This is a genomic window from Type-F symbiont of Plautia stali (assembly GCF_059731105.1).
Map to the genome: position 1 here is coordinate 4,032,348 of NZ_AP035909.1, position 22,239 is coordinate 4,054,586.

Annotated in this window: 17 protein-coding genes; 8 read left to right on the forward strand and 9 right to left on the reverse strand. The window is 56.4% G+C overall.

Going from position 1 to position 22,239, the window contains the following annotated elements; all coding sequences use genetic code 11:
- Positions 1–3: 3 nt before the first annotated feature.
- The 4 genes from trmH (at position 4) to AC6I7A_RS19265 (ending at position 6,054) form a co-directional block, all read left to right on the forward strand.
- Positions 4–702, forward strand: a complete 699-nt coding sequence (gene trmH, locus AC6I7A_RS19250) for a tRNA (guanosine(18)-2'-O)-methyltransferase TrmH (RefSeq protein WP_058957384.1) — start codon at positions 4–6, stop codon at positions 700–702.
- Entirely contained in the window at positions 699–2,777 is a 2,079-nt protein-coding gene (gene recG / locus AC6I7A_RS19255; RefSeq protein ID WP_058957385.1) for an ATP-dependent DNA helicase RecG, read from the forward strand. The genes trmH and recG overlap by 4 nt, the downstream gene beginning before the upstream one ends.
- 105 nt (positions 2,778–2,882) lie before the next feature.
- Complete coding sequence (locus tag AC6I7A_RS19260; RefSeq protein WP_058957386.1) at positions 2,883–4,256, forward strand: uracil-xanthine permease family protein; 1,374 nt, start codon at positions 2,883–2,885, stop codon at positions 4,254–4,256.
- Positions 4,257–4,374: 118 nt separating this feature from the next.
- Positions 4,375–6,054 carry an AsmA family protein gene (locus tag AC6I7A_RS19265; RefSeq protein WP_058957387.1) on the forward strand — a complete coding sequence of 560 codons (1,680 nt, stop codon included), beginning with the start codon at positions 4,375–4,377 and terminating at the stop codon, positions 6,052–6,054.
- Positions 6,055–6,086: 32 nt separating this feature from the next.
- Here the strand turns inward: AC6I7A_RS19265 and fabY are convergent, their stop codons facing one another.
- The 5 genes from fabY to typA form a co-directional block, all read right to left on the reverse strand.
- On the reverse strand, positions 6,087–7,034 hold the full coding sequence (fabY, locus tag AC6I7A_RS19270) for a fatty acid biosynthesis protein FabY (protein WP_009088141.1): 948 nt from the start codon (positions 7,032–7,034) through the stop codon (positions 6,087–6,089).
- Positions 7,035–7,090: 56 nt separating this feature from the next.
- A complete protein-coding gene (dtd, locus tag AC6I7A_RS19275; protein ID WP_009088144.1) occupies positions 7,091–7,528 on the reverse strand; it encodes a D-aminoacyl-tRNA deacylase in 438 nt (145 codons plus the stop codon).
- Positions 7,525–8,394, reverse strand: coding sequence for a virulence factor BrkB family protein (locus AC6I7A_RS19280; RefSeq protein WP_009088146.1), 870 nt, complete (start codon positions 8,392–8,394; stop codon positions 7,525–7,527). The genes dtd and AC6I7A_RS19280 overlap by 4 nt, the downstream gene beginning before the upstream one ends.
- Positions 8,395–8,397: 3 nt before the next feature.
- On the reverse strand, positions 8,398–8,994 hold the full coding sequence (yihX, locus tag AC6I7A_RS19285) for a glucose-1-phosphatase (protein WP_058957388.1): 597 nt from the start codon (positions 8,992–8,994) through the stop codon (positions 8,398–8,400).
- A gap of 210 nt (positions 8,995–9,204) precedes the next feature.
- The gene (gene typA, locus AC6I7A_RS19290; RefSeq protein ID WP_009088150.1) at positions 9,205–11,028 is read right to left on the reverse strand and encodes a ribosome-dependent GTPase TypA; all 1,824 of its coding nucleotides are present in this window, start codon (positions 11,026–11,028) and stop codon (positions 9,205–9,207) included.
- A gap of 438 nt (positions 11,029–11,466) precedes the next feature.
- Here typA and glnA point away from each other — a divergent pair, with 438 nt between their 5' ends.
- The 3 genes from glnA (at position 11,467) to glnG (ending at position 15,481) form a co-directional block, all read left to right on the forward strand.
- Positions 11,467–12,876 (forward strand): glutamate--ammonia ligase, encoded by a 1,410-nt coding sequence (gene glnA / locus AC6I7A_RS19295; RefSeq protein ID WP_009088151.1) that lies wholly within the window; start codon positions 11,467–11,469, stop codon positions 12,874–12,876.
- Positions 12,877–13,014: 138 nt separating this feature from the next.
- On the forward strand, positions 13,015–14,064 hold the full coding sequence (glnL, locus tag AC6I7A_RS19300; RefSeq protein ID WP_009088153.1) for a nitrogen regulation protein NR(II): 1,050 nt from the start codon (positions 13,015–13,017) through the stop codon (positions 14,062–14,064).
- Between the two features lie 7 nt (positions 14,065–14,071).
- Positions 14,072–15,481, forward strand: a complete 1,410-nt coding sequence (gene glnG, locus AC6I7A_RS19305; protein ID WP_009088155.1) for a nitrogen regulation protein NR(I) — start codon at positions 14,072–14,074, stop codon at positions 15,479–15,481.
- A gap of 40 nt (positions 15,482–15,521) precedes the next feature.
- Here glnG and hemN read toward each other — a convergent pair whose 3' ends face one another.
- Together hemN and yihI are read right to left on the reverse strand one after the other, a co-directional pair.
- Positions 15,522–16,895, reverse strand: coding sequence for an oxygen-independent coproporphyrinogen III oxidase (gene hemN / locus AC6I7A_RS19310; protein WP_058957389.1), 1,374 nt, complete (start codon positions 16,893–16,895; stop codon positions 15,522–15,524).
- 233 nt (positions 16,896–17,128) lie between these two features.
- Positions 17,129–17,653, reverse strand: a complete 525-nt coding sequence (yihI, locus tag AC6I7A_RS19315; RefSeq protein ID WP_009088161.1) for a Der GTPase-activating protein YihI — start codon at positions 17,651–17,653, stop codon at positions 17,129–17,131.
- A gap of 549 nt (positions 17,654–18,202) precedes the next feature.
- Here yihI and yihA point away from each other — a divergent pair.
- A complete protein-coding gene (gene yihA / locus AC6I7A_RS19320) occupies positions 18,203–18,838 on the forward strand; it encodes a ribosome biogenesis GTP-binding protein YihA/YsxC (RefSeq protein WP_009088163.1) in 636 nt (211 codons plus the stop codon).
- Positions 18,839–18,923: 85 nt separating this feature from the next.
- On the opposite strand, the gene spfP is transcribed toward yihA, so the two are convergent.
- Both spfP and polA read right to left on the reverse strand, forming a co-directional pair.
- Positions 18,924–18,971, reverse strand: coding sequence for a small protein SpfP (gene spfP / locus AC6I7A_RS19325; protein WP_071892919.1), 48 nt, complete (start codon positions 18,969–18,971; stop codon positions 18,924–18,926).
- Positions 18,972–19,256: 285 nt separating this feature from the next.
- Positions 19,257–22,043: a DNA polymerase I gene (polA, locus tag AC6I7A_RS19330; protein ID WP_058957390.1), complete on the reverse strand. Its 2,787-nt coding sequence runs from the start codon at positions 22,041–22,043 to the stop codon at positions 19,257–19,259.
- Positions 22,044–22,239: the final 196 nt, after the last annotated feature.

Here is a 22,239-nt window from a genome sequence, read left to right on the forward strand (position 1 = left end):
TGCATGAACGATCAACGTTTTGCCCGGATTCAGGCGATGCTGGCACTGCGCCAGCACGATCTCACGGTCTGTATGGAGCAGGTGCATAAGCCGCACAATGTTTCTGCAGTGATCCGCACGGCCGACGCCGTGGGCATCCACGAAGTGCATGCGGTCTGGCCCAGCCAGCGGATGCGCACGCAGGCTTCTGCCTCTGCCGGCAGCAACAGCTGGGTGAAAGTGGTCACCCATCCCACCATCGGCGATGCCGTAAAACAGCTTAAACAGCAGAAGATGCAGGTTTTAGCGACCCATCTCTCTGCGGATGCCGTTGATTTCCGCGAGATCGATTACACCCTGCCGACCTGCATCCTGATGGGACAGGAAAAAACCGGGATTACCGAAGAAGCACTGGCGCTGGCCGATCGGCAGATCGTTATTCCGATGGTGGGGATGGTTCAGTCGCTGAATGTCTCGGTCGCCTGCGCGTTGATCCTGTACGAAGCACAGCGGCAGCGGCAGAATGCGGGGCTCTATCTGCGCGACTACAGCCTGCTGGACGAAGAGGAACAGCAGCGCCTGCTGTTCGAAGGCGGATTCCCGGTGCTGGCACGCGTCGCCAGACAGAAAGGGTTGCCTTATCCGCGCATCAACGCTCAGGGTGAAGTCGACGCCGATCTCAGCTGGTGGGCGACGATGCAATCGACCGGTAAAAGACGATGAAAGGCCGTCTGCTGGATGCCATCCCGCTCAGTACCCTGACCGGCGTCGGTGCCAGCCAGGCAGCAAAGCTGGCCAAATTAGGCCTGCACACCATCCAGGATCTTCTGCTTCATCTCCCGCTGCGCTACGAAGATCGCACTCAGCTCTATGCCATTAACGATCTGCTGCCTGGCATCTGGGCCACCGTAGAAGGCGAAGTGCTGCACACGGATATCACCTTTGGTCGCCGCCGGATGATGGTCTGCCAGATCAGCGATGGCAGCGGCGTGCTGACCATGCGCTTCTTCAATTTCAATGCCGGTATGAAGAACAACCTGTCGCCGGGTCGTCACGTTACCGCCTATGGTGAAATCAAGCGCGGCCAGCGTGGTGCTGAGATTATCCATCCTGAATACCGCATCCAGGGCGAACAGAGCAGTGTAACGCTGGAAGAGACCTTAACGCCGGTTTATCCCACCACCGAAGGTATCCGCCAGGCCACGCTGCGTAATCTGACCGATCAGGCGCTGACGCTGCTGGAGAGCTGCCCGATAGCCGAACTGCTGCCGCAGGAGCTGAGCGGCGGTCTGATCAGCCTGCCCGATGCCTTACGCACGCTGCATCGTCCACCGCCCGACCTCCGGCTCAGCGAACTGGAGAGTGGCCGCCATCCGGCCCAGCGCCGTCTGATTCTGGAAGAGTTGCTGGCGCACAACCTGAGTATGCTGGCGGTGCGCGCCGGTGCGCAGCGCTATTACGCGTTGCCCATGCCGCCGCGCCATAACCTGAGTGACCAGCTGCTGGCCGCGCTGCCCTTCTCGCCCACCCAGGCGCAGAAAAGGGTAGTGGCGGAGATAGAAAACGATCTGGCGAATGACTTTCCGATGATGCGGCTGGTGCAGGGTGATGTTGGCTCAGGCAAGACGCTGGTGGCTGCGCTCGCGGCGCTGAACGTGATCGCCCACGGTAAACAGGTGGCGCTGATGGCACCGACCGAACTACTGGCTGAACAGCACGCCAGTAACTTCCGTCAGTGGTTTGCACCGCTGGGAATTGAAGTCGGCTGGCTGGCAGGAAAACAGAAAGGCAAAGCGCGTCAGGCGCAGCAGGAAGCGATCGCCAGCGGTCAGGTGGCGATGGTCGTCGGCACCCATGCTCTGTTTCAGGAACAGGTGCAGTTTAAGGGACTGGCGCTGGTCATCATTGATGAACAGCATCGGTTCGGCGTCCACCAGCGCCTCGCGCTGTGGGAAAAAGGTGAGGAGCAGGGTTTCCATCCGCATCAGCTGATCATGACCGCCACCCCCATTCCGCGCACCCTGGCGATGACCGCCTATGCCGATCTGGATACCTCAACCATCGACGAGCTGCCGCCGGGACGCACACCGGTGACCACCGTGGCCATTCCCGACTCCCGACGGGATGAGATCGTCGCACGGGTGGAACACGCCTGCCGCGAAGGGCGTCAGGCCTACTGGGTCTGCACCCTGATTGAAGAGTCAGAATTACTGGAGGCGCAGGCGGCAGAGGCGAGCTGGGAAGCCCTTAAAACGGCGCTGCCTGGGTTGAACATTGGCCTGGTGCATGGCCGGATGAAACCCGCCGAGAAACAGGCGGTGATGCAGGCGTTTAAAGCGAACGAGCTGCAACTGCTGGTGGCGACCACCGTGATTGAAGTCGGGGTAGACGTGCCTAACGCCAGCCTGATGATTATTGAGAATCCGGAACGGTTAGGCCTGGCACAGCTGCATCAGCTGCGGGGCCGGGTCGGTCGCGGTGCGGTGGCTTCACACTGTGTGCTGCTCTACAAAGCGCCGCTCAGCAAGACGGCGCAGAAGCGTTTGCAGGTGCTGCGAGACAGCAACGATGGCTTCGTCATTGCCCAGTTCGATCTGGAGATACGCGGGCCAGGTGAACTGCTGGGCACCCGCCAGACCGGTAACGCCGAGTTTAAAGTGGCCGACCTGCTGCGCGATCAGGCGATGGTGCCCGAAGTTCAGCGTGTGGCGCGTCACATCCACCAGCACTATCCCGAACAGGCCAGCGCCCTGATTGAACGCTGGCTGCCGGAAAATACCCGTTATACCAACGTCTGAGTCACGCCCCTGCCCGCACCCACTTTTCACCTCAGACGGGCAAACGATTGCTTTTGGCCTGCGGATGATTACAATCGCCACACACTTTTTCGGGAAGAGCAGAAGATGTCCACCAATCCGCAGCCAGACCAGCCCTCCGCCCTGCAAAGCGAACTGATTTACCGCCTCGACGATCGTCCTCCCCTTCCGCAGACGCTGTTTGCTGCCGCTCAGCATCTGCTGGCCATGTTTGTTGCCGTCATCACGCCCGCGATACTGATCTGTCAGGCTCTGGGCCTGCCCGCAGAAGACACCCGGCACATTATCAGCATGTCGCTGTTTGCCTCGGGCGTGGCATCACTGCTGCAGATCAAAACCTGGGGGCCGGTCGGTTCGGGCCTGCTGTCGATTCAGGGAACCAGCTTCAACTTCGTCACCCCCTTAATCATGGGGGGGATGGCGCTGAAAAACGGCGGTGCGGATGTTCCCACCATGATGGCGGCCCTGTTTGGTACGCTGATGGTGGCCTCCTGTACTGAAATGGTGCTGTCCCGCGTCCTGCACCTGGCACGCCGGATCATTACCCCGCTGGTGTCCGGTATCGTGGTCATGATTATCGGCCTGTCGCTGATTCAGGTGGGACTCACCTCTATCGGCGGGGGATTCGGTGCGATTAACGATCACACCTTTGGCGCGCCGAAAAACCTGATGCTGGCCGGCGCGGTGCTGCTGGTGATCGTGCTGCTTAACCGGCAGAAAAACCCTTACCTGCGTGTCGCCTCCCTGGTGATTGCGATGGCGGTCGGCTATCTGCTGGCCTGGGCCATGGGCATGCTGCCTGCATCAGGTCTCCCGGCCGATCAGCCGCTGATCAGGGTGCCCAGCCCGCTCTATTACGGACTGGGCTTCGACTGGAACCTGCTCATCCCGCTGATGCTGGTGTTTATGGTGACCTCACTGGAGACCATCGGCGACATCACGGCCACCTCGGATGTATCAGAGCAGCCGGTGAGCGGCCCTCTCTATATGAAACGCCTGAAGGGCGGCGTGCTGGCGAATGGCCTGAACTCCTTTGTCTCTGCGCTGTTTAACACCTTCCCTAACTCCTGCTTCGGGCAGAATAACGGGGTGATTCAGTTAACCGGCGTGGCCAGCCGCTACGTGGGCTTTGTGGTGGCGCTGATGCTGATTGTGCTGGGGCTGTTCCCGGCGGTCAGTGGTCTGGTGCAGCTGATCCCTGAGCCGGTGCTTGGCGGTGCCACCATTGTGATGTTCGGCACCATTGCTGCGTCGGGCGTTCGCATCGTGTCACGCGAGCCGCTCAACCGCCGCGCCATCATGATCATCGCGCTGTCGCTGGCCGTGGGCCTGGGTGTTTCCCAGCAGCCACTGATCCTGCAGTTTGCCCCTGACTGGCTGAAAACCCTGCTCTCTTCGGGCATTGCCGCGGGCGGTATTACCGCTATCCTGCTCAACCTGATTTTCCCGCCAGAGAAGTAAGTCCACGGGCAGGCTTCGGCCTGCCTGCTATTTCTTCGTATTTACATCCAGGCTGTTGAGCTGTAACGGTAATTCAGGCATAACAACCTCTCACCGGATTGAACGCGGGAAGGATGCGATGAAATTTCTTGGAAAGTTTTTCCTCACCATACTGTTACTGCTGCTTTTCACCCTGGTGGTGATCTATGTGCTGCTGCAGACACAGTGGGGTGCAGGCTGGTTTAGCCGGTGGGTGAGCGACAAAACCGAATGGCATCTCTCCCTGAGTAAAATTGAACACAATTTCTCCTCGCCCTCTCACATCATTCTGGATGATTTCAGCTTTGGTCACGATGGGCAGCCGGCGGTGCTGGTAGCAAAGCGGGTCGATCTAGGTCTGGCCCTGATTCAGTTCAGCGACCCGCTGCATTTCAGCAGCCTTGAGCTGCGCGACGGGGAAGTGAATCTGGCCAACCTGACGCCAGACAGCGCGCTTCCGATTCAGGCTGACCGCCTGCAACTCAATAACATGCGTCTCGACAGCCCCGGCAGCGCGTTACCGCTGTTTGCTCAGCAGGTGAATGGCGGCATTCTGCCGTGGAAACCGACCGCCCGCGATATGCTGGGCCGCGATGCCCGCTTCCAGATGAGCGCCGGCAGCATGACGCTGAACAATGTGGCGGGCGAGAACGTACTGATTCAGGGAAGTGTTTCCCAGGGCCGGATGCGCTTTGACAATATCGGTGCCGATCTGGCGCGCGGCTCCATGACCGGTAACGGTGAACGGGATGCCCAAGGCAACTGGAAAATCAACCAGCTGCGACTGAACGATATCCGTCTGCAGACCGCCAGCAGCCTGAAAGACTTCCTGCACAGCCTGCAGGTGGTTCCCTCCATCGCGATTACGCGCCTCGATCTGACCGATGCCCGTCTGCAGGGACCGGACTGGGCGGTAACTGACCTCGACCTGACGCTGAGAAACGTTAACTGGCAGGGAGACGACTGGCAGAGTAATGATGGTTCACTGGCGCTGAATGCCAGCAATTTTATCAACGGGGGTTTCGAGCTTAACGACCCTATCGTTAACCTGGATTTTTCTCCGCAGGGCATCGCACTGACGCAGTTCAGTTCACGCTGGGCGAACGGTGTGATTCGGGCTGACGGTGACTGGTCGCGCAGCGATAAACGCCTGACCCTGAAAAATCTGGCCGTTGCCGGGCTGGAATATACCCTGCCGCAGGACTGGCGCGACCGCTGGCAGGCAACCCTGCCCGCGTGGCTGGAGAGTGTAGAGGTAACGCGTTTTATGTCGAACCGGAACCTGATTATCGATATCAATCCGGCCTTTCCTTTCCAGCTGACATCACTGGATGGCACGGGTGAGAATCTGCGACTGGCGCAGCAGCATCAGTGGGGGATCTGGTCGGGTAAGCTGAGCCTGAACGCGGCGGAGTCCACCTTTAACCGTACCGATCTGCGTCACCCATCCATTGCGCTGAGTGCTGATGCAGAGCAGATTAAGGTGACGGAGCTGAGCGCGTTCAGTAACAAGGGACTGCTCGAAGGAACGGCCACCGTGGGCCAGCAATCCGCCCGTCCGCTGACGCTGCAGCTGACCGGTCGTGCGGTGCCGGCGAACGTATTGCAGAACTGGGGATGGCCCGCATTGCCGCTAACGGGAGACAGCAATATGCAGCTGCAACTCAACGGTGCGTTACGCGCTGATCAGCCACTCCGTCCGACGGTAAATGGCACGCTGTCGGTGACAACCGACAGTCAGCAGCTGCAGCAGACCATGCAGGCCGGTGAGGTCCGATAATCGCAGCAGGGCCGCGGGTGCGGCCCTGCTGATTAATTGATACGTGCGCCGGAACCGCCCTCTTCCAGCGGTCCGTCGGGATCGGCGGGCAGCACGATATAAACGCCTTCAAACACTGCGCCACACTCATCATCGCCGAACAGCTCCACTTCAAGCTGCACGCGCGCTTTACGGCCACGCGCCAGACGATCGAGATCGCCGCTTAATGAGCCCAGATCGGCAATCGCGCCGGGCCGCCCGCTGATGGGATGGCTATAGCGAATGTGGGCATCTGCCAGAATAATCGTTCCACCGAGATGACGCTCGCGCAGCAGCAACCAGATCAATCCCCAGCCGGTCAGTGTTGCCAGCGAAAAGAGGCTGCCGGCGAACAGGGTATGGTGCGGATTCTGGTTGCCCGCCTCGGGCATGGTGGTAATAAATTTCTGCCCGGTAAACTGCAGAATGCGGACCCCCATCTTCTCGCTGAGCGGGATGTGATCGTACCAGGCCTGTTGCAGCTGCCCGCACCAGTCGGCGCGGTGCAGAATGTCATCCAGCGTAATGACCGGCTTAATCATCAGAAAGTGACGAACCGGCGTGGTCTGCGGCGCGGTTATCTCGCCCTGATTGACGTAGCCGAGTTTCGCGAAGAAAGCGACAGCATCTTCCCGGGCACTGCAGGTCACCCGCTTTGCGCCTTCCTGACGCGCCACTGACTCCAGCGTCATCGCCACCAGCGTTCCCAGCCCTTTGCCCTGCACGGAGGGATGAACGGCCATGAAGCGGATCGCGGCCTCGTTGTCGGCATTAATGTAGAGACGACCGATGGCGACCGGATTTCCCTGCTCGTCCACCACCATCTGATGATGCGCTAAGGCATCCCAGGCGTCACGTTCAGACCCCTGCGGCTGACGCAGCGGTTTACGTAACATTTCCCAGCGGAACTGATAGTAGATATCCAGCTCTTCCGCTGTCTGAGGCACACGAAGGTGATACATAAAATGTTTCTCCCGCTCGGAGGTGTGGCCTGTTCCCTGCCGCTCAGCTGACGATCTCACACCTGTAACCAGAACGTCACCGGACCATCGTTCACCAGTGAAACCTGCATATCTGCCGCGAAACGGCCATTCGCCGTGGTAATGCCCTGCTGCCGACAGCAGTCGCTGAAGTACTCATACAGACGCTCAGCCTCAGCCGGCTCGGCGCCACCAGAAAAGGAGGGGCGCATCCCTTTTTGCGTGTCAGCGGCCAGCGTAAACTGTGACACCACCAGCACGCTTCCCCCCGTCTGGCGGAGACTCAGGTTCATTTTGCCCTGCTCATCACTAAAGATGCGATAGCCCAGTACGCGTTCTGCGAGACGTTCCGCACGCGCATTGTCATCGCCCTTCTCCACCCCCAGCAGGACCAGTAGTCCGGCACCAATTTCACCGGTCACATCCTGATCGACGCTGACGCTGGCGCGCGTTACGCGCTGAATCAATGCAATCATCTTTCCTCGCGTTGCTCATCTTTGTGCTGCTGTTTCAGCTGCCGGTAGTCGGCTAACGTCACGGTTATTTCAGCGCCCAGCAACACAATACACCAGGTCCAGTAGACCCAGAGAAACAGAATCGGGATTACGGCCAGAACACCGTAGATCAACTGATAAGAGGGGAACATCGTAACATAGAGCGCAAAGGCCTTTTTGCCCAGCTCAAACAGCGCCCCGGCGACCAGTGCACCAATCAGCGCATCACGCGGCGGCACGCGCTGGGTGGGCACAATACTGTAGAGCAGCCAGAAGGCGAGCCACGAGAGCAGAAGTGGAAAAATACGCAGCATCTGATCAACCAGGCTGGTGACCCCGGTAGCATTAATCCAGCGCAGCGACAGCAGATAGGAGCTGATCGCCAGGCTGGCACCGGCCAGCAGCGGGCCGAGGGTCAGGATCATCCAGTAGACCGCAAAAGAGTAAACCATCGGCCGCTTCTTGTGGCTGCGCCAGATGGTATTCAGCGCGGTATCGACCGAATGCATCAGCAGCAGGGCCGTCACAATCAGGCCGACGGCCCCGACCGCCGTCATCCGGTTGACGTTAGCCACAAACTGCTCAAGATAGCGTTGCAGCGTATTGCCTGCGGCGGGCATCAGGTTGTTGAAGACAAACTGCTTCAGCTGCACGCTGATGTCGGAGAAGACCGGAAACGCCGCAAACAGTGCAAACACTACCGCAATCAGCGGCACCAGCGCCAGCAGTGAGACATAGGCCAGGTTGCCCGCCTGGGTTGTCATGCCATCTTCGTCAATACGTTTCCACAGCAGCCTGAGCCACAGCCAGAAGGCATGCAGCCCGGGACGAAATGTTCGTGACTTCATGCGTTACTGTCGACCTGCAAACCAGTCGGGAACCGTCCGGCTGTCCGTCACCAGCACGCTTTCGATACCCAGCGCCCGGGCCGCCTCAATATTTTCTGCGTTATCATCAAAAAAGACCGCCTGGTCGGCCGTTACCCCTTCCGCATTCAGCACATGCTGATAAATGCGGGCTTCCGGCTTCCGCATGCCCAGCTCCTGTGACAGGTAGAGCTTGTCGGCCGCCTGCTGCACGTCGGGGTACTGCGTCGGCCAGAAGGCGCAGTGCAGCTTATTGGTATTAGAGAGGATCACGACCCGATGCCCCTCCAGCCGCAGCCGGTTCATCAGCGCCAGCGTTTCCGGACGCACGTCAACGAACACCGCCTGCCAGCCCGCAGCAAACTGTTCATAGCTGAGAGCGATCTCCAGCTTTTCGCAGAGGGCCAGCGCGAAATCTTCATCGCTGATCTCACCGCGTTCATGCTGTTCGAACGCCTCATCCATCCGGAAATGGCTTTGCAGTGAGGCCAGCGGCACACGGCTAAGGTCACTCCAGACGCCCAGCACGCGGTTAAAGTCGATATCGATAATCACATTGCCTAAATCAAAGATATACAGCATGGTGCGCCTCCTTCGGTTCCCTGGAGTATTCACTCTAGCGGCAAAAACGCAGGCTGAACAGCCAGCACCGGAGAGAAAAGCGTAAACGGCAGCGGGTGGGCAAAAAGCGTGTCACAGCAGACAATAATTGGCTGGTCCGGCGGGCAGGCGCGGAATCGCAGGCAAAAAAAAGCCCCGCATGGCGGGGCTCTTTATTACGCTAAAGCGTGATTACGCGTCTTTAGGACCACGTGAAGCACGTTTACGATCGTTTTCGGTCAGATGGCGTTTACGGATACGCACTGACAGCGGAGTCACTTCTACCAGTTCGTCATCATCGATGAACTCGATAGCCTGCTCCAGCGTCATTTTCTGCGGTGGAACCAGGGTGGTGGCTTCATCTGTACCGGAAGCACGCATGTTGGTCAGCTTCTTACCGGTGAGACAGTTCACGGTCAGGTCGTTAGAACGGCTGTGAATACCGATGATCTGGCCTTCATAGACTTCTGCACCGTGACCCAGGAACAGCTTACCGCGATCCTGCAGACCGAACAGGGCGAACGCAACCGCTTTACCCTGACCGTTAGAGATCAGGACGCCGTTCTGACGCTGACCCACTTCGCCCTGACGAATGTCGTCGTAGTGGCTGAAGGTGGAGTAAAGCAGACCGGTACCGGAAGTCATGGTCATGAATTCGTTACGGAAGCCGATCAGACCACGGCTTGGGATCACGTAGTCAAGACGTACGCGGCCTTTACCATCCGGATCCATGTTTTTCAGGTCACCTTTACGCTCACCCATGGCTTGCATAACGGAACCCTGATGCGTTTCTTCGATATCCAGCGTGACGTTCTCGAATGGCTCCTGTTTACGGCCTTCGAATTCGCGGAAGATAACTTTCGGACGGGATACCGCCAGTTCGAAACCTTCACGACGCATGTTTTCGATCAGAACAGACAGGTGCAGCTCACCACGACCTGAAACGCGGAATGCGTCCGAGTCTTCGGTTTCTTCAACGCGCAGTGCCACGTTGTGAACCAGTTCTTTGTTCAGACGCTCCAGGATCTGGCGCGACGTCACGTACTTACCTTCTTTACCGCAGAACGGTGAGGTGTTGACGTTGAAGAACATGGTTACGGTAGGTTCATCGACGCTCAGGGCTGGCAGCGCTTCCACATTCTGCGTGTCACAGATGGTGTCAGAGATGTTCAGCTCACCCAGACCGGTGATAGCAATGATATCGCCCGCTTCAGCCAGATCGCTGTCGATACGCTCAAGACCCAGGTGAGTCAGGACTTTGCCGACTTTACCGTTACGGGTTTTGCCTTCGCTATCGATGATAGTGACCTGCTGGTTAGGCTTCACTTTACCGCGCTTGATGCGGCCGATGCCGATCACGCCCAGGTAGTTGTTGTAGTCCAGCTGCGAGATTTGCATCTGCAGTGGCGCTTCAACTTCAACCTGTGGAGGTGAAACGTGGTCAACGATGGCCTGGTACAGCGGGGTCATATCGTCAGCCATGTCGGTGTGGTCAAGACCTGCAATACCATTCAGCGCAGAGGCGAAAATGATAGGGAAGTCGAGCTGCTCATCAGTCGCATCCAGGTTAACAAACAGGTCAAACACCTGATCCACAACCCAATCCGGACGTGCGCCCGGGCGGTCTACCTTGTTGATAACCACAATCGGCTTCAGACCATGCGCGAACGCTTTTTTGGTCACGAAGCGGGTTTGCGGCATAGGGCCATCCATCGCATCTACAACCAGCAGCACCGAGTCCACCATGGACATGACGCGCTCAACTTCACCACCGAAGTCGGCGTGTCCTGGGGTATCAACGATGTTGATACGGTAGTCATTCCACTTAATGGCGGTGTTTTTTGCGAGGATGGTAATCCCACGCTCTTTCTCCAAATCATTGGAGTCCATCACGCGCTCGGTTGCTTCGGTACGGGCATCAAAAGTACCGGATTGTTGCAGCAGTTTGTCAACCAGGGTGGTCTTTCCATGGTCAACGTGCGCGATGATGGCGATGTTACGCAAATTTTCGATCACAGCTTTGCCTCAGGCATTAGAAATAGCGCGCTATTGTACACGGATTAAGCGGAAGACTGAACACGATCACACTTTTCACTGAAAGATTATTGCATTGACGCAAATTCGCACTGTTCCCGGTGCAGAAAATGCACTAAGTTGGTCCTATGCACCAAAATGGTGCCTGTAAATTCACCTTCAGCACTGTTATGGTGCATTAAAACCATCGTGGTGCAGCCGCATTACGACAAAAAGGTGCATCATAAGGCGATTTAAGCAACATCAAAAAAGTTGGCACAGAATTCGCTTTATCCGTAACAAGCGTAAACGCCAGTCAGATGTCGGTTGAAGAGCGTGCCGGAAAAGAGTGGTCAGGAATTTCCTTTCCCGCCACGCCCTCCGGAAACGACGTTTCCTCGCCATGTAGATAATGAAAGACCATTTCCAGGAGAGTTGAGTATGTCCGCTGAACACGTTCTCTCGATGATGAACGAGCATGAAGTTAAGTTTGTTGACCTGCGTTTTACCGATACCAAAGGTAAAGAACAGCACGTTACGATCCCTGCTCACCAGGTTAACGCTGACTTCTTCGAAGAAGGCAAAATGTTCGATGGTTCGTCTATCGGCGGCTGGAAAGGCATCAACGAATCAGACATGGTGCTGATGCCTGACGCTACCACGGCGGTCATGGATCCTTTCTTCGAAGATTCTACGCTGATCATCCGTTGTGACATTCTCGAGCCAGGCACCATGCAGGGCTACGACCGCGATCCACGTTCTATCGCCAAACGCGCTGAAGATTTCCTGCGCTCTTCCGGTATCGCCGATACCGTCCTGTTTGGACCAGAACCTGAATTCTTCCTGTTCGATGACATCCGTTTCGGTTCATCGACTTCCGGCTCACACGTTGCTATCGACGATATCGAAGCGGCATGGAACACCGGTAAAGAGTACGAAGGCGGTAACAAAGGTCACCGTCCAGGTCTGAAAGGCGGCTACTTCCCGGTTCCACCGGTTGACTCATCACAGGACATCCGTTCTGCCATGTGTCTGACCATGGAGCAGATGGGTCTGGTAGTTGAAGCGCATCACCACGAAGTGGCGACTGCGGGTCAGAACGAAGTGGCGACCCGCTTCAATACCATGACCAAAAAAGCTGACGAAATTCAGATCTACAAATATGTCGTTCACAACGTCGCGCACGCTTACGGTAAGACCGCGACCTTTATGCCGAAGCCAATGTTTGGCGACAACGGTTCAGGCATGCACTGCCACATGTCACTCTCTAAAGGTGGCCAGAACCTGTTCGCGGGCGATAAGTATGGCGGCCTGTCTGAAATGGCGCTGTTCTACATCGGCGGTATCATCAAGCACGCTAAAGCGATCAACGCCCTGGCGAACCCGACCACCAACTCCTACAAGCGTCTGGTTCCGGGTTACGAAGCACCGGTTATGCTGGCTTACTCTGCCCGTAACCGTTCAGCGTCTATCCGTATCCCGGTAGTGGCCAGCCCGAAAGCCCGTCGTATTGAAGCGCGCTTCCCGGATCCAGCGGCTAACCCATACCTGGCGTTCACCGCACTGCTGATGGCTGGCCTTGATGGCATCATCAACAAAATCCACCCTGGCGATGCGATGGATAAAAACCTGTATGACCTGCCACCGGAAGAAGAAGCTGAGATTCCAAAAGTTGCAGGCTCGCTGGAAGAAGCGCTGAATGCACTGAACGAAGATCGCGAGTTCCTGACCCGCGGTGGTGTCTTCACTGATGAATCTATCGATGCTTACATCGAACTGCGTAAAACTGAGATGGACCGCGTTCGCATGACGCCACACCCGGTTGAGTTCGAGCTGTACTACAGCGTTTAACTGATCAGACGTTTTTGTTGCCGTGGAAACTTTTAGCCCATCTTCGGATGGGCTTTTTTCTCCGCGAATTCACCGTTCATTCTCCCGCTTTTCGGCTTAAACACCAGAATGCACCTATTTAGTGCAGAGGAACGTTGTATGGCAACTGGCTCTCTGCCCGACGCCGGGCAGATTCTCAACGCTTTAATCAACAGTATTTTGTTGGTGGATAACGACCTGGTTATTCATTACGCCAACCCGGCGGCGCAGCAATTACTGGCGCAGAGCTCACGCAAGTTGTTCGGCACGCCGTTACCGGATTTAACCGGCTACTTTTCGCTGAATATTGAGGTGATGCGCGAGAGTCTTGAGGCTGGCCAGGGATTCACTGACAGTGAGGTCACGCTGGTAGTCGATGGTCGCGCACATATTATGTCGCTGACCGCACAGCGTTTACCCGATGGCTTGATTCTGATGGAAATGGCGCCGATGGATAACCAGCGTCGCCTCAGTCAGGAGCAGTTACAGCACGCCCAGCAGGTGGCTGCACGCGATCTGGTTCGCGGTCTGGCCCATGAGATAAAGAATCCGCTGGGAGGATTGCGCGGCGCGGCACAGCTTTTATCACGCGCCCTGCCCGATCCCTCGCTGAATGAATATACCAGGGTCATTATTGAACAGGCCGACCGGTTGCGGAATCTGGTGGATCGTCTGTTAGGGCCACAGCAGCCGGGGATGCACATTACCCAGAGCATTCACCAGGTGGCTGAGCGGGTGGTCAATCTGGTGTCGATGGAGCTACCGGAGAATGTCTCCCTGGTGCGGGATTACGATCCCAGCCTGCCGGAACTGCCGCACGACCCTGACCAGATTGAACAGGTGCTGCTTAACGTCGTACGCAATGCGCTTCAGGCGCTGGGCGACGACGGCGGGACGATTGTTATTCGCACCCGTACGGCTTTTCAGCTGACGCTGCACGGCACCCGTTATCGCCTGGTAGCACGAATAGATATTGAAGATGATGGCCCCGGTATTCCGGCCCAGCTGCAGGATACGCTTTTCTATCCGATGGTCAGTGGACGTGAAGGCGGAACCGGTTTAGGTCTCTCCATCGCCCGTAGCCTGATTGATCAGCATTCAGGAAAAATAGAATTTAACAGTTGGCCGGGCCACACCGAATTCTCGGTCTACCTGCCTATTCGCCAGTGAGGTTTCTATGCAACGAGGGATAGTCTGGATCGTCGATGACGATAGCTCCATCCGCTGGGTGCTTGAACGCGCGCTCACTGGAGCCGGTTTGAGCTGTGCGACGTTTGACAGCGCAGGTGAGGTGCTGGATGCCCTCTCAACCAAAACCCCGGACGTTTTACTGTCAGATATTCGCATGCCCGGTATGGATGGCCTGGCGCTGCTGAAACAGATTAAACAGCGTCATCCGATGCTGCCGGTCATCATTATGACGGCGCATTCCGATCTCGATGCCGCGGTCAGCGCCTATCAGCAGGGGGCGTTTGATTACCTGCCTAAGCCATTTGATATTGATGAGGCGGTTGCGCTGGTAGAGCGTGCCATCAGTCACTATCAGGAGCAGCAGCAGCCGCGTAATCAGCCGGTCAGCGGACCGACCACCGATATTATCGGGGAAGCGCCCGCGATGCAGGATGTGTTCCGCATCATCGGGCGGTTGTCGCGCTCTTCGATCAGCGTCCTGATCAATGGTGAGTCGGGCACCGGTAAAGAGCTGGTCGCCCATGCGCTGCACCGGCACAGCCCGCGCACCAAAGCACCGTTTATCGCGCTGAATATGGCGGCGATCCCCAAAGATTTGATTGAGTCAGAACTGTTCGGTCATGAGAAAGGCGCCTTTACCGGTGCAAACCAGATCCGCCAGGGCCGTTTTGAGCAGGCCGATGGGGGCACGCTGTTTCTGGATGAGATTGGCGACATGCCGCTGGATGTGCAGACCCGACTGCTGCGCGTGCTGGCCGATGGTCAGTTCTATCGCGTCGGCGGCTATGCGCCGGTCAAAGTGGATGTGCGGATCATTGCGGCTACCCACCAGAACCTGGAATTACGCGTGCAGGAAGGCAAGTTCCGTGAGGATCTGTTCCACCGCCTGAATGTAATTCGTGTGCATCTGCCGCCGCTGCGTGAGCGTCGTGAAGATATCCCGCGTCTGGCGCGTTATTTCCTGCAGGTGGCGGCCCGTGAGCTGGGGGTAGAAGCGAAGATTCTGCATCCGGAAACCGAAACGGCGCTGACCCGTCTGCACTGGTCAGGTAACGTGCGCCAGCTGGAAAACACCTGTCGCTGGCTGACCGTGATGGCGGCCGGTCAGGAAGTGCTGATTCAGGATCTGCCCGGCGAGCTGTTTGAGTCCAGCACACCGGAAAACCCGGTGCAGTCACTGCCTGACAGCTGGGCTACGCTGCTGGCTCAGTGGGCCGACCGCGCGCTGCGTTCCGGTCATCAGAATCTGCTGTCAGAAGCCCAGCCCGAGATGGAGCGGACGCTACTGACTACGGCGCTGCGCCATACCCAGGGCCACAAGCAGGAAGCCGCACGTCTGCTGGGATGGGGACGCAACACCCTGACGCGCAAGCTGAAAGAGCTGGGGATGGAATAGGGGTTCAGTTCGGGCTGGCGAGGTCTGCCAGCCCGTTTCTCTAGATCACGCGCGAAAACTGCTGCTGACGGGCTTTCTGCCGCAGATAGCGATCAAAGCACATGCAGATATTGCGGACCAGCAACCGGCCAATCCCCGTCACTTCCAGCCCCGTCGTCGTCTGCTCCACCAGCCCGTCGGCAATCAAGGGTTTCAGCAGCGCCAGATCTTCAGCAAAGTAGTCATGAAAGCAAATTCCCCACTGCGCCTCTGTTGCGGCAAAATCGAGCGAAAAGTGGCAAATCAGTGTTTTAATCACATCCCGCCGCAGACAGTCATCGCGGGTTAAGGCGACGCCACGCCACAGGCCACTCCCCTGCTGTTCCACACTGCTGTACCAGCTGTTAAGGTCTTTCTGGTTCTGCGCATAGCTGTCACCCACCATGCTGATGGCAGAGACACCCAGCCCCAGCAAGTCGCTGTCACCCTGCGTCGTGTAACCCTGAAAATTGCGATGCAGCTTCCCGTCGCGCTGCGCGACAGCCAGCTCATCCTGCGGCTTCGCAAAGTGATCCATGCCGATATAGTGATAGCCCTGCTGCGTCAGGGTCGCGATGGTCTGCTGTAAAATATCCAGTTTCTGCCGGGCCGAGGGGAGTTCATCCTCTTTGATTTTGCGCTGTGCAGCAAACAGCGCCGGCAGATGCGCATAGTTGAAGACGCTGAGACGGTCCGGATTCAGCGCCACGACCCGCTCCAGCGTCCATGCGAAGCTATCAGGCGTCTGCAGAGGTAAACCGTAGATCAGATCGATGCTGGTTGAGCGGAAGCCCTGTTCACGAGCGCGGGCCATCAGACTGAAGATCACCTCCTCATCCTGCACCCGGTTAACCCGCGCCTGCACCGCTTTGTTGAAGTCCTGCACGCCCATACTGAGACGATTAAAGCCCAGCGATCGGAGATGATCGATCATATCCGGCGCCATTTCCCGCGGATCGACCTCGATCGACATTTCGGCATCATCGGTCACATTGAAGTGTTGCTTCAGCAAGCCCACCAGCCGCGAAACCTGCTGCCTGTCGAGAAAGGTCGGTGTGCCGCCGCCCCAGTGAAGCTTTGTCACCCGGCGCTGGCGGAACAGCGGCGCGCGCTGAATAATCTCCTGCTCCAGCACATCCAGATAGCGGTCCGCTTTATGGCGCTGACGCGTCACCTGCTTATTACAGCCGCAGAAGTAGCAGAGACGGTGGCAGAAAGGGATATGAACGTAAAGCGACAGCGGACGCCCCGGATAGCGTGCCACGGCATGCCGAAAATCGGTTTCCGTATAGTCTTCGCTGAACTCCAGCGCAGTGGGATAGGAGGTGTAACGTGGCCCGGCGTAATTGTACTTTTCAATTAACGCCTGATCCCAGGCAATCTGCAGCGATGGCATGCTCACTCCTTCCGGTGACGTCGTCTGAGAGAAGGTCGCGAAGAAGAAGGGATGAAAGGTGAGCGGGATGAGACCCGACGTAAACGTTGCTTCAGACGCGACAGGCGCCGTAGTTTAAACAATAATCACAGCAGATAACATGTCGCCAGCAGCGCGAAAATTGATCCAGGCCAAAACATTGTCGTTTACCTGAGAAGCACGGCATGCGGAACTCGCATGCCGATCAAATTTGCTTAGTTGCCCTTCAGCAGACGGTACATATCCTCTTCTGCCTGTTCATCTTCGCCATCGTCCATCACGATGCCTAACTGCTCCATCAGTTCGTCGATGCGATCCAGCGAGGCATCCAGCCAGCCCTGATCTTCTGCCGACAGCGTTTCGCCATTTTCCAGGCGATCCAGCAGCGCATCCAGACGCTCATCGTTTTCCAGCTTCGCCAGCTCTTCTTCCGGCGTCAGGCGCACTTTCTTCGGGGCTGCCGGTTTATCTGCACTTTTCTGTGGCCTGACGGCGGTGGTTTTGCCATCGGCGATCAGGGCCACCGGCTTCTTACTCCCGATGCGCGGATCTTTTGCCGGGGCTGACTGGCGTGCGCCATTGCTGTCCGACGCCGCCGGATTAGCACGGCTGCCAGATGCATGTCCGCGATGCTTTTTATCGCGTTTACGATCGCGCGCTTCAAGGTTAATTTCGTCACGCGATTTGCGTTTGGCTTTGACGGCAGGTTTGCCGTGGGCAGCTCGTGCAGGTTGCTTCATAGTATTCGGTCCTGGCTTTTTTATTCAGTATAGAATTGCGGCGAAATCTAGCAGAAACCCGACAAAGAAAAAAGGCGACAGCTCAAGCTGTCGCCTTATTTCATACCTTCACAAGAAGGAATCATGTTTTAAATCCTTTTCGGCTCGTAACATCCCGGTCAATCCCGCGCCTGCTCAACTCCTGAGCTATTCCCTGTCCCTGTCTGGCCATATCCCTGACCTGTTCCATTCCATCGCTCATTGCCATCCTGACATCCCTGAGCGCATCATCCTGATGTGTGCTGCCATTCACTGCACAATAATGTAGACCAACTGGTAAAAGCCTCAAGTCAGCGCCACCGATAGTTGGCTTAAAAAAAGAGCAAAACTTATTAAATCATTGAAATTATGATGATTTTATTTTCAGAAATCCGCGTAAAAATCGACATAACCCGCAGCGCGAATGGTCAATCTCTTACATGGACTGTTATCACGACGCGATTGAGCACTTTCGCGCCATAACGCGTATAATCGCCGCCATTGCCCTAATGCGTTTTCTGGAGTGTTACCTTGTCTGAATTGAATTATCACGTTACCCACTTTGTCATGAGCGCACCGGATATCCGTCATCTGCCTGCCGATACCGGAATTGAGGTGGCTTTTGCTGGCCGCTCGAACGCGGGAAAATCGAGTGCGCTGAACACGTTAACCAATCAGAAAGGCCTGGCGCGCACCAGTAAAACACCGGGACGTACCCAGCTGATCAACCTGTTTGAAGTTAAAGAAGGGAAGCGTCTGGTCGACCTGCCAGGCTACGGTTATGCCGAAGTGCCGGAAGAGATGAAGCTGAAGTGGCAGCGTGCGTTAGGCGAGTACCTGCAAAAGCGTCAGGCGCTGAAGGGGCTGGTCGTATTGATGGACATTCGTCATCCGCTGAAAGATCTCGACCGCCAGATGATTCAGTGGTCGGTGGAAAGCGCAATTCCGGTTCTGCTGCTGCTCACCAAAGCCGATAAACTCGCTTCCGGTGCCCGCAAAGCCCAGCTCAACGTCGTGCGTGAGGCGGCGCTTAGCTTCGGCGGCGATATCCAGGTAGAGCTCTTCTCATCGCTGAAGAAAATCGGCGTGGATAAGGTTCGTCAGAAACTGGACAGCTGGTATGCGATGCCTGATGAGGCGACTGAGGATCAGCACGGGGACGCGTGAGCAGCATCGCTGATCCGCTGACACTGCGGTAACAAAAACCCCAATAAAAAACGCCCCAGTCACAGAATGACTGGGGCGGCTAAATTCAGCCAAATCCGATTACGTGAAGTAAAAGGTCTGAAAGATAGAACATCTTACCTCTGTACCCTACGCGACGAACTTTACCTGATTTTTTGTGCCTGACAAAGGCTTTTTTGTTGCTTACTTACATCAAAACAGGACTTTTTTTACCATACCCGTCACAAAAATAGCGTTGTGATGTAGTTTAATGACGAAAAAAATGTTTAGCCGATAAGCAGTTAGAAACGCGCTTTCGCTCCCGGTGTCGCCCGGTTACAGCTGACCGCTCAACTAAACGAATTACTTATGCCTGAATCAGGGCCAGTTTTGTGCGACAGAACCGGCCCGGAGGCGCTAATCAGTGTGCTTCGTCCCAGTTGTCACCGACGCCGACTTCAACCAGTAACGGTACGTCGAGCTTCACACTGCCTTCCATTAACGCACGGATTTTCTGGCTGGCCGCTTCCACCGCCTCCGATTTCACTTCGAACACCAGTTCATCGTGAACCTGCATGATCATTCTTACTGCGCTGTCATTCTGCTGCTGAAGCCACTCATCCACGGAAATCATCGCGCGTTTGATGATGTCTGCTGCCGTTCCCTGCATTGGCGCATTGATGGCGGCACGCTCTGCAGCTTTGCGGCGAATCGCATTGCTGGATTTAATATCCGGCAGCCAGAGCCGGCGCCCTTCCAGCGTTTCAACATAGCCTTTATTCGCCGCCAGCTGCCGGGTGTTCTCCATATAGCGTAGTACGCCCGGATAGCGTTCAAAGTAGAGGTCCATATACTTTTTCGCTTCACCTGCACCGATGTTGAGCTGACGTGACAGGCCAAAGGCACTCATGCCATAAATCAGACCAAAGTTAATCGCTTTGGCGCTGCGACGCTGTTCTCCACTCACCTTATCCAGCGCGACACCAAACACTTCCGATGCCGTGGCACGGTGAATATCCTCACCCTGGGCAAAGGCGTCCAGTAAGCCTTTATCCTGAGAGAGATGCGCCATGATACGCAGTTCAATCTGGGAGTAGTCGGCTGCGACGATGCGATAACCTTTATCGGCAATAAAGGCCTGACGGATTCGGCGCCCCTCGTCATTACGCACCGGGATGTTCTGCAGGTTAGGATCGGCAGAGGACAAGCGTCCGGTGGCGGTAACGGCCTGATGATAGGAGGTATGCACCCGTCCGGTCAGCGGATTGATCATCTGCGGCAGCTTATCCGTATAGGTCGATTTCAGTTTCGACAGGCCGCGATGCTCCAGGATCACTTTAGGCAGCGGATAATCGAGCGCCAGTTCGGCTAACACCTCTTCGCTGGTTGACGGTGCCCCACCCGGTGTTTTCTTCGTGGGTTTGATGCCCTGTTTTTCAAACAGAATCACCTGAAGTTGTTTCGTGGAGGAGAGGTTGAAGGGCTCGCCTGCCAGCTCATGCGCTTTCGATTCCAGCTCAGCCAGTCGGGCAGTCAGCTCTTTCGAGTGTTGCGCCAGAATAGCCTGGTCGATCAAGACGCCATTACGCTCTATCCGGGAGATGACCGTCAGCAATGGCATCTCAATCTGCTCAAAGACGTTTCTCGGGCCCGCTTCTTTTTCCAGCTCAGGCCACATCTTCAGATGCAGCTGCAGCGTGACATCGGCATCTTCGGCAGCATAGTGGGCTGCCTGCTCTAACGCGATTTGATTGAACGTCAGCTGATTTTTACCTTTACCGGCAATCTCCTGGAAAGTGACCGTTTTATGTTTAAGCCAGCGAGCAGCCAGGCTATCCATATCGTGTTTGCCCACCACGCTATTGAGGATGTATGACTCCAGCATGGTGTCGAACCGGATACCGGCCAGTTCAATATCGTAGTTCCTGAGGACGCCGCGATCGTATTTCAGGTTCTGGCCCACTTTCCAGGCACTGGCATCTTCCAGCAGGGGCTTAAGCTGCGCCAGAACGGCGGCGCGATCCAGCTGCTCAGGCGCATCAAGATAGTCATGGGCAACCGGCAGATAAGCCGCTTCACCGGGCGCCACCGCGAAGCTGATGCCGACAATATTTGCACTCAGGGTATCAAGCGCATCAGTCTCCAGATCAAAGGCAAAGACGTCGCTGTTTTTCAGCTTCTCCAGCCAGCTATCAAAGAGAGCCTGATCCAGAATGGTCACGTAATTATCGGTTGGCAATACGCTGCTGGTTTCCACCACGGGTGCCGGCTCATCGGACAGGGCTTTTTGCGCCTGCGTATTGCTCTTTTTCCCCTGCAGCCATTTACCGTCCTGCAGATCGCTCAGCCAGCGTTTGAACTCATAACGGCTGAACAGAGACTGCAGTGCCTCAATATCGGGATCGGTCACCGTCAGCTCTTCACAGGGCTGTGCCAGCTCAACGTCGGTTTTGATGGTCGCCAGCTGATACGAGAGGAAGGCCACCTCACGATTCTGCTCAAGTTTGGTCGCCATCGTTTTGGCACCGCGAAACGAGAGATCGGCCACTTTATCCAGGTTGTCATAAATCGTCTGCATACTGCCCAGCCCCTGCAGCAGCGCCTGTGCGGTTTTTTCACCCACGCCCGGTACGCCGGGAATGTTATCTGAGCTGTCGCCCATCATGGCAAGGAAGTCGATAATCAGCGCGGGAGGGACACCATATTTCTGCTCGACCTCTTCCGGCCCGAGAATGGTATTGGTCATGGTGTTAATCAGCGTAATCCCTGGCGAAACCAGCTGCGCCATATCTTTATCGCCCGTGCTGATCAGCACTGAACGGCCCTTCTTTTCAGCCTCCAGCGCCAGCGTACCGATCACATCGTCCGCTTCCACACCGCTCACCGCCAGCAACGGCAGCCCCATCGCCCGTACCATCTCATGCAGCGGCTCAATCTGCGCGCGCAGATCGTCAGGCATTGGGGGGCGGTGAGATTTGTAATGCTCGAACAGTTCGTCTCTGAAGGTTTTGCCTTTGGCATCGAACACCACAGCAACGTGACTCGGATTATACTGTGCCAGCAGGCTTTTCAGCATGTTGAGCACGCCGTACATGGCGCCAGTCGGTTCACCTGCACTGTTGGTCAGCGGCGGAAACGCGTGATACGCGCGATAAAGATAGGATGAGCCATCAACCAGAATCAGGGGATTTTCTGCAATTTGCGCCATAAGTCTGTGTAGTCTTCGTTGCTGTGAGTTGGACTATAAGGATGCCACAACCTGGCAGAAATGGTGAACTAAGGCGTGCCGCGTGGACGTTTTTTCACATTTCCGGAGGCAGGATCGCAACGATCGGGTTGTGGATAACTTTGTGCGTAAAAATGATAACGCGCGATCCCTCAGGCGATCAGGCAATTTATGAGCA

Coding starts and splice junctions, on each gene's coding strand:
- glnA (WP_009088151.1), top strand. CDS start 11,467: ATGTCCGCTGAACACGTTCTCTCGATGATGAACGAGCATGAAGTTAAG.
- AC6I7A_RS19280 (WP_009088146.1), bottom strand. CDS start 8,394: ATGAAGTCACGAACATTTCGTCCCGGGCTGCATGCCTTCTGGCTGTGG.
- recG (WP_058957385.1), top strand. CDS start 699: ATGAAAGGCCGTCTGCTGGATGCCATCCCGCTCAGTACCCTGACCGGC.
- polA (WP_058957390.1), bottom strand. CDS start 22,043: ATGGCGCAAATTGCAGAAAATCCCCTGATTCTGGTTGATGGCTCATCC.
- hemN (WP_058957389.1), bottom strand. CDS start 16,895: ATGCCATCGCTGCAGATTGCCTGGGATCAGGCGTTAATTGAAAAGTAC.
- glnL (WP_009088153.1), top strand. CDS start 13,015: ATGGCAACTGGCTCTCTGCCCGACGCCGGGCAGATTCTCAACGCTTTA.
- yihX (WP_058957388.1), bottom strand. CDS start 8,994: ATGCTGTATATCTTTGATTTAGGCAATGTGATTATCGATATCGACTTT.
- AC6I7A_RS19265 (WP_058957387.1), top strand. CDS start 4,375: ATGAAATTTCTTGGAAAGTTTTTCCTCACCATACTGTTACTGCTGCTT.
- AC6I7A_RS19260 (WP_058957386.1), top strand. CDS start 2,883: ATGTCCACCAATCCGCAGCCAGACCAGCCCTCCGCCCTGCAAAGCGAA.
- glnG (WP_009088155.1), top strand. CDS start 14,072: ATGCAACGAGGGATAGTCTGGATCGTCGATGACGATAGCTCCATCCGC.
- trmH (WP_058957384.1), top strand. CDS start 4: ATGAACGATCAACGTTTTGCCCGGATTCAGGCGATGCTGGCACTGCGC.
- dtd (WP_009088144.1), bottom strand. CDS start 7,528: ATGATTGCATTGATTCAGCGCGTAACGCGCGCCAGCGTCAGCGTCGAT.
- fabY (WP_009088141.1), bottom strand. CDS start 7,034: ATGTATCACCTTCGTGTGCCTCAGACAGCGGAAGAGCTGGATATCTAC.
- yihI (WP_009088161.1), bottom strand. CDS start 17,653: ATGAAGCAACCTGCACGAGCTGCCCACGGCAAACCTGCCGTCAAAGCC.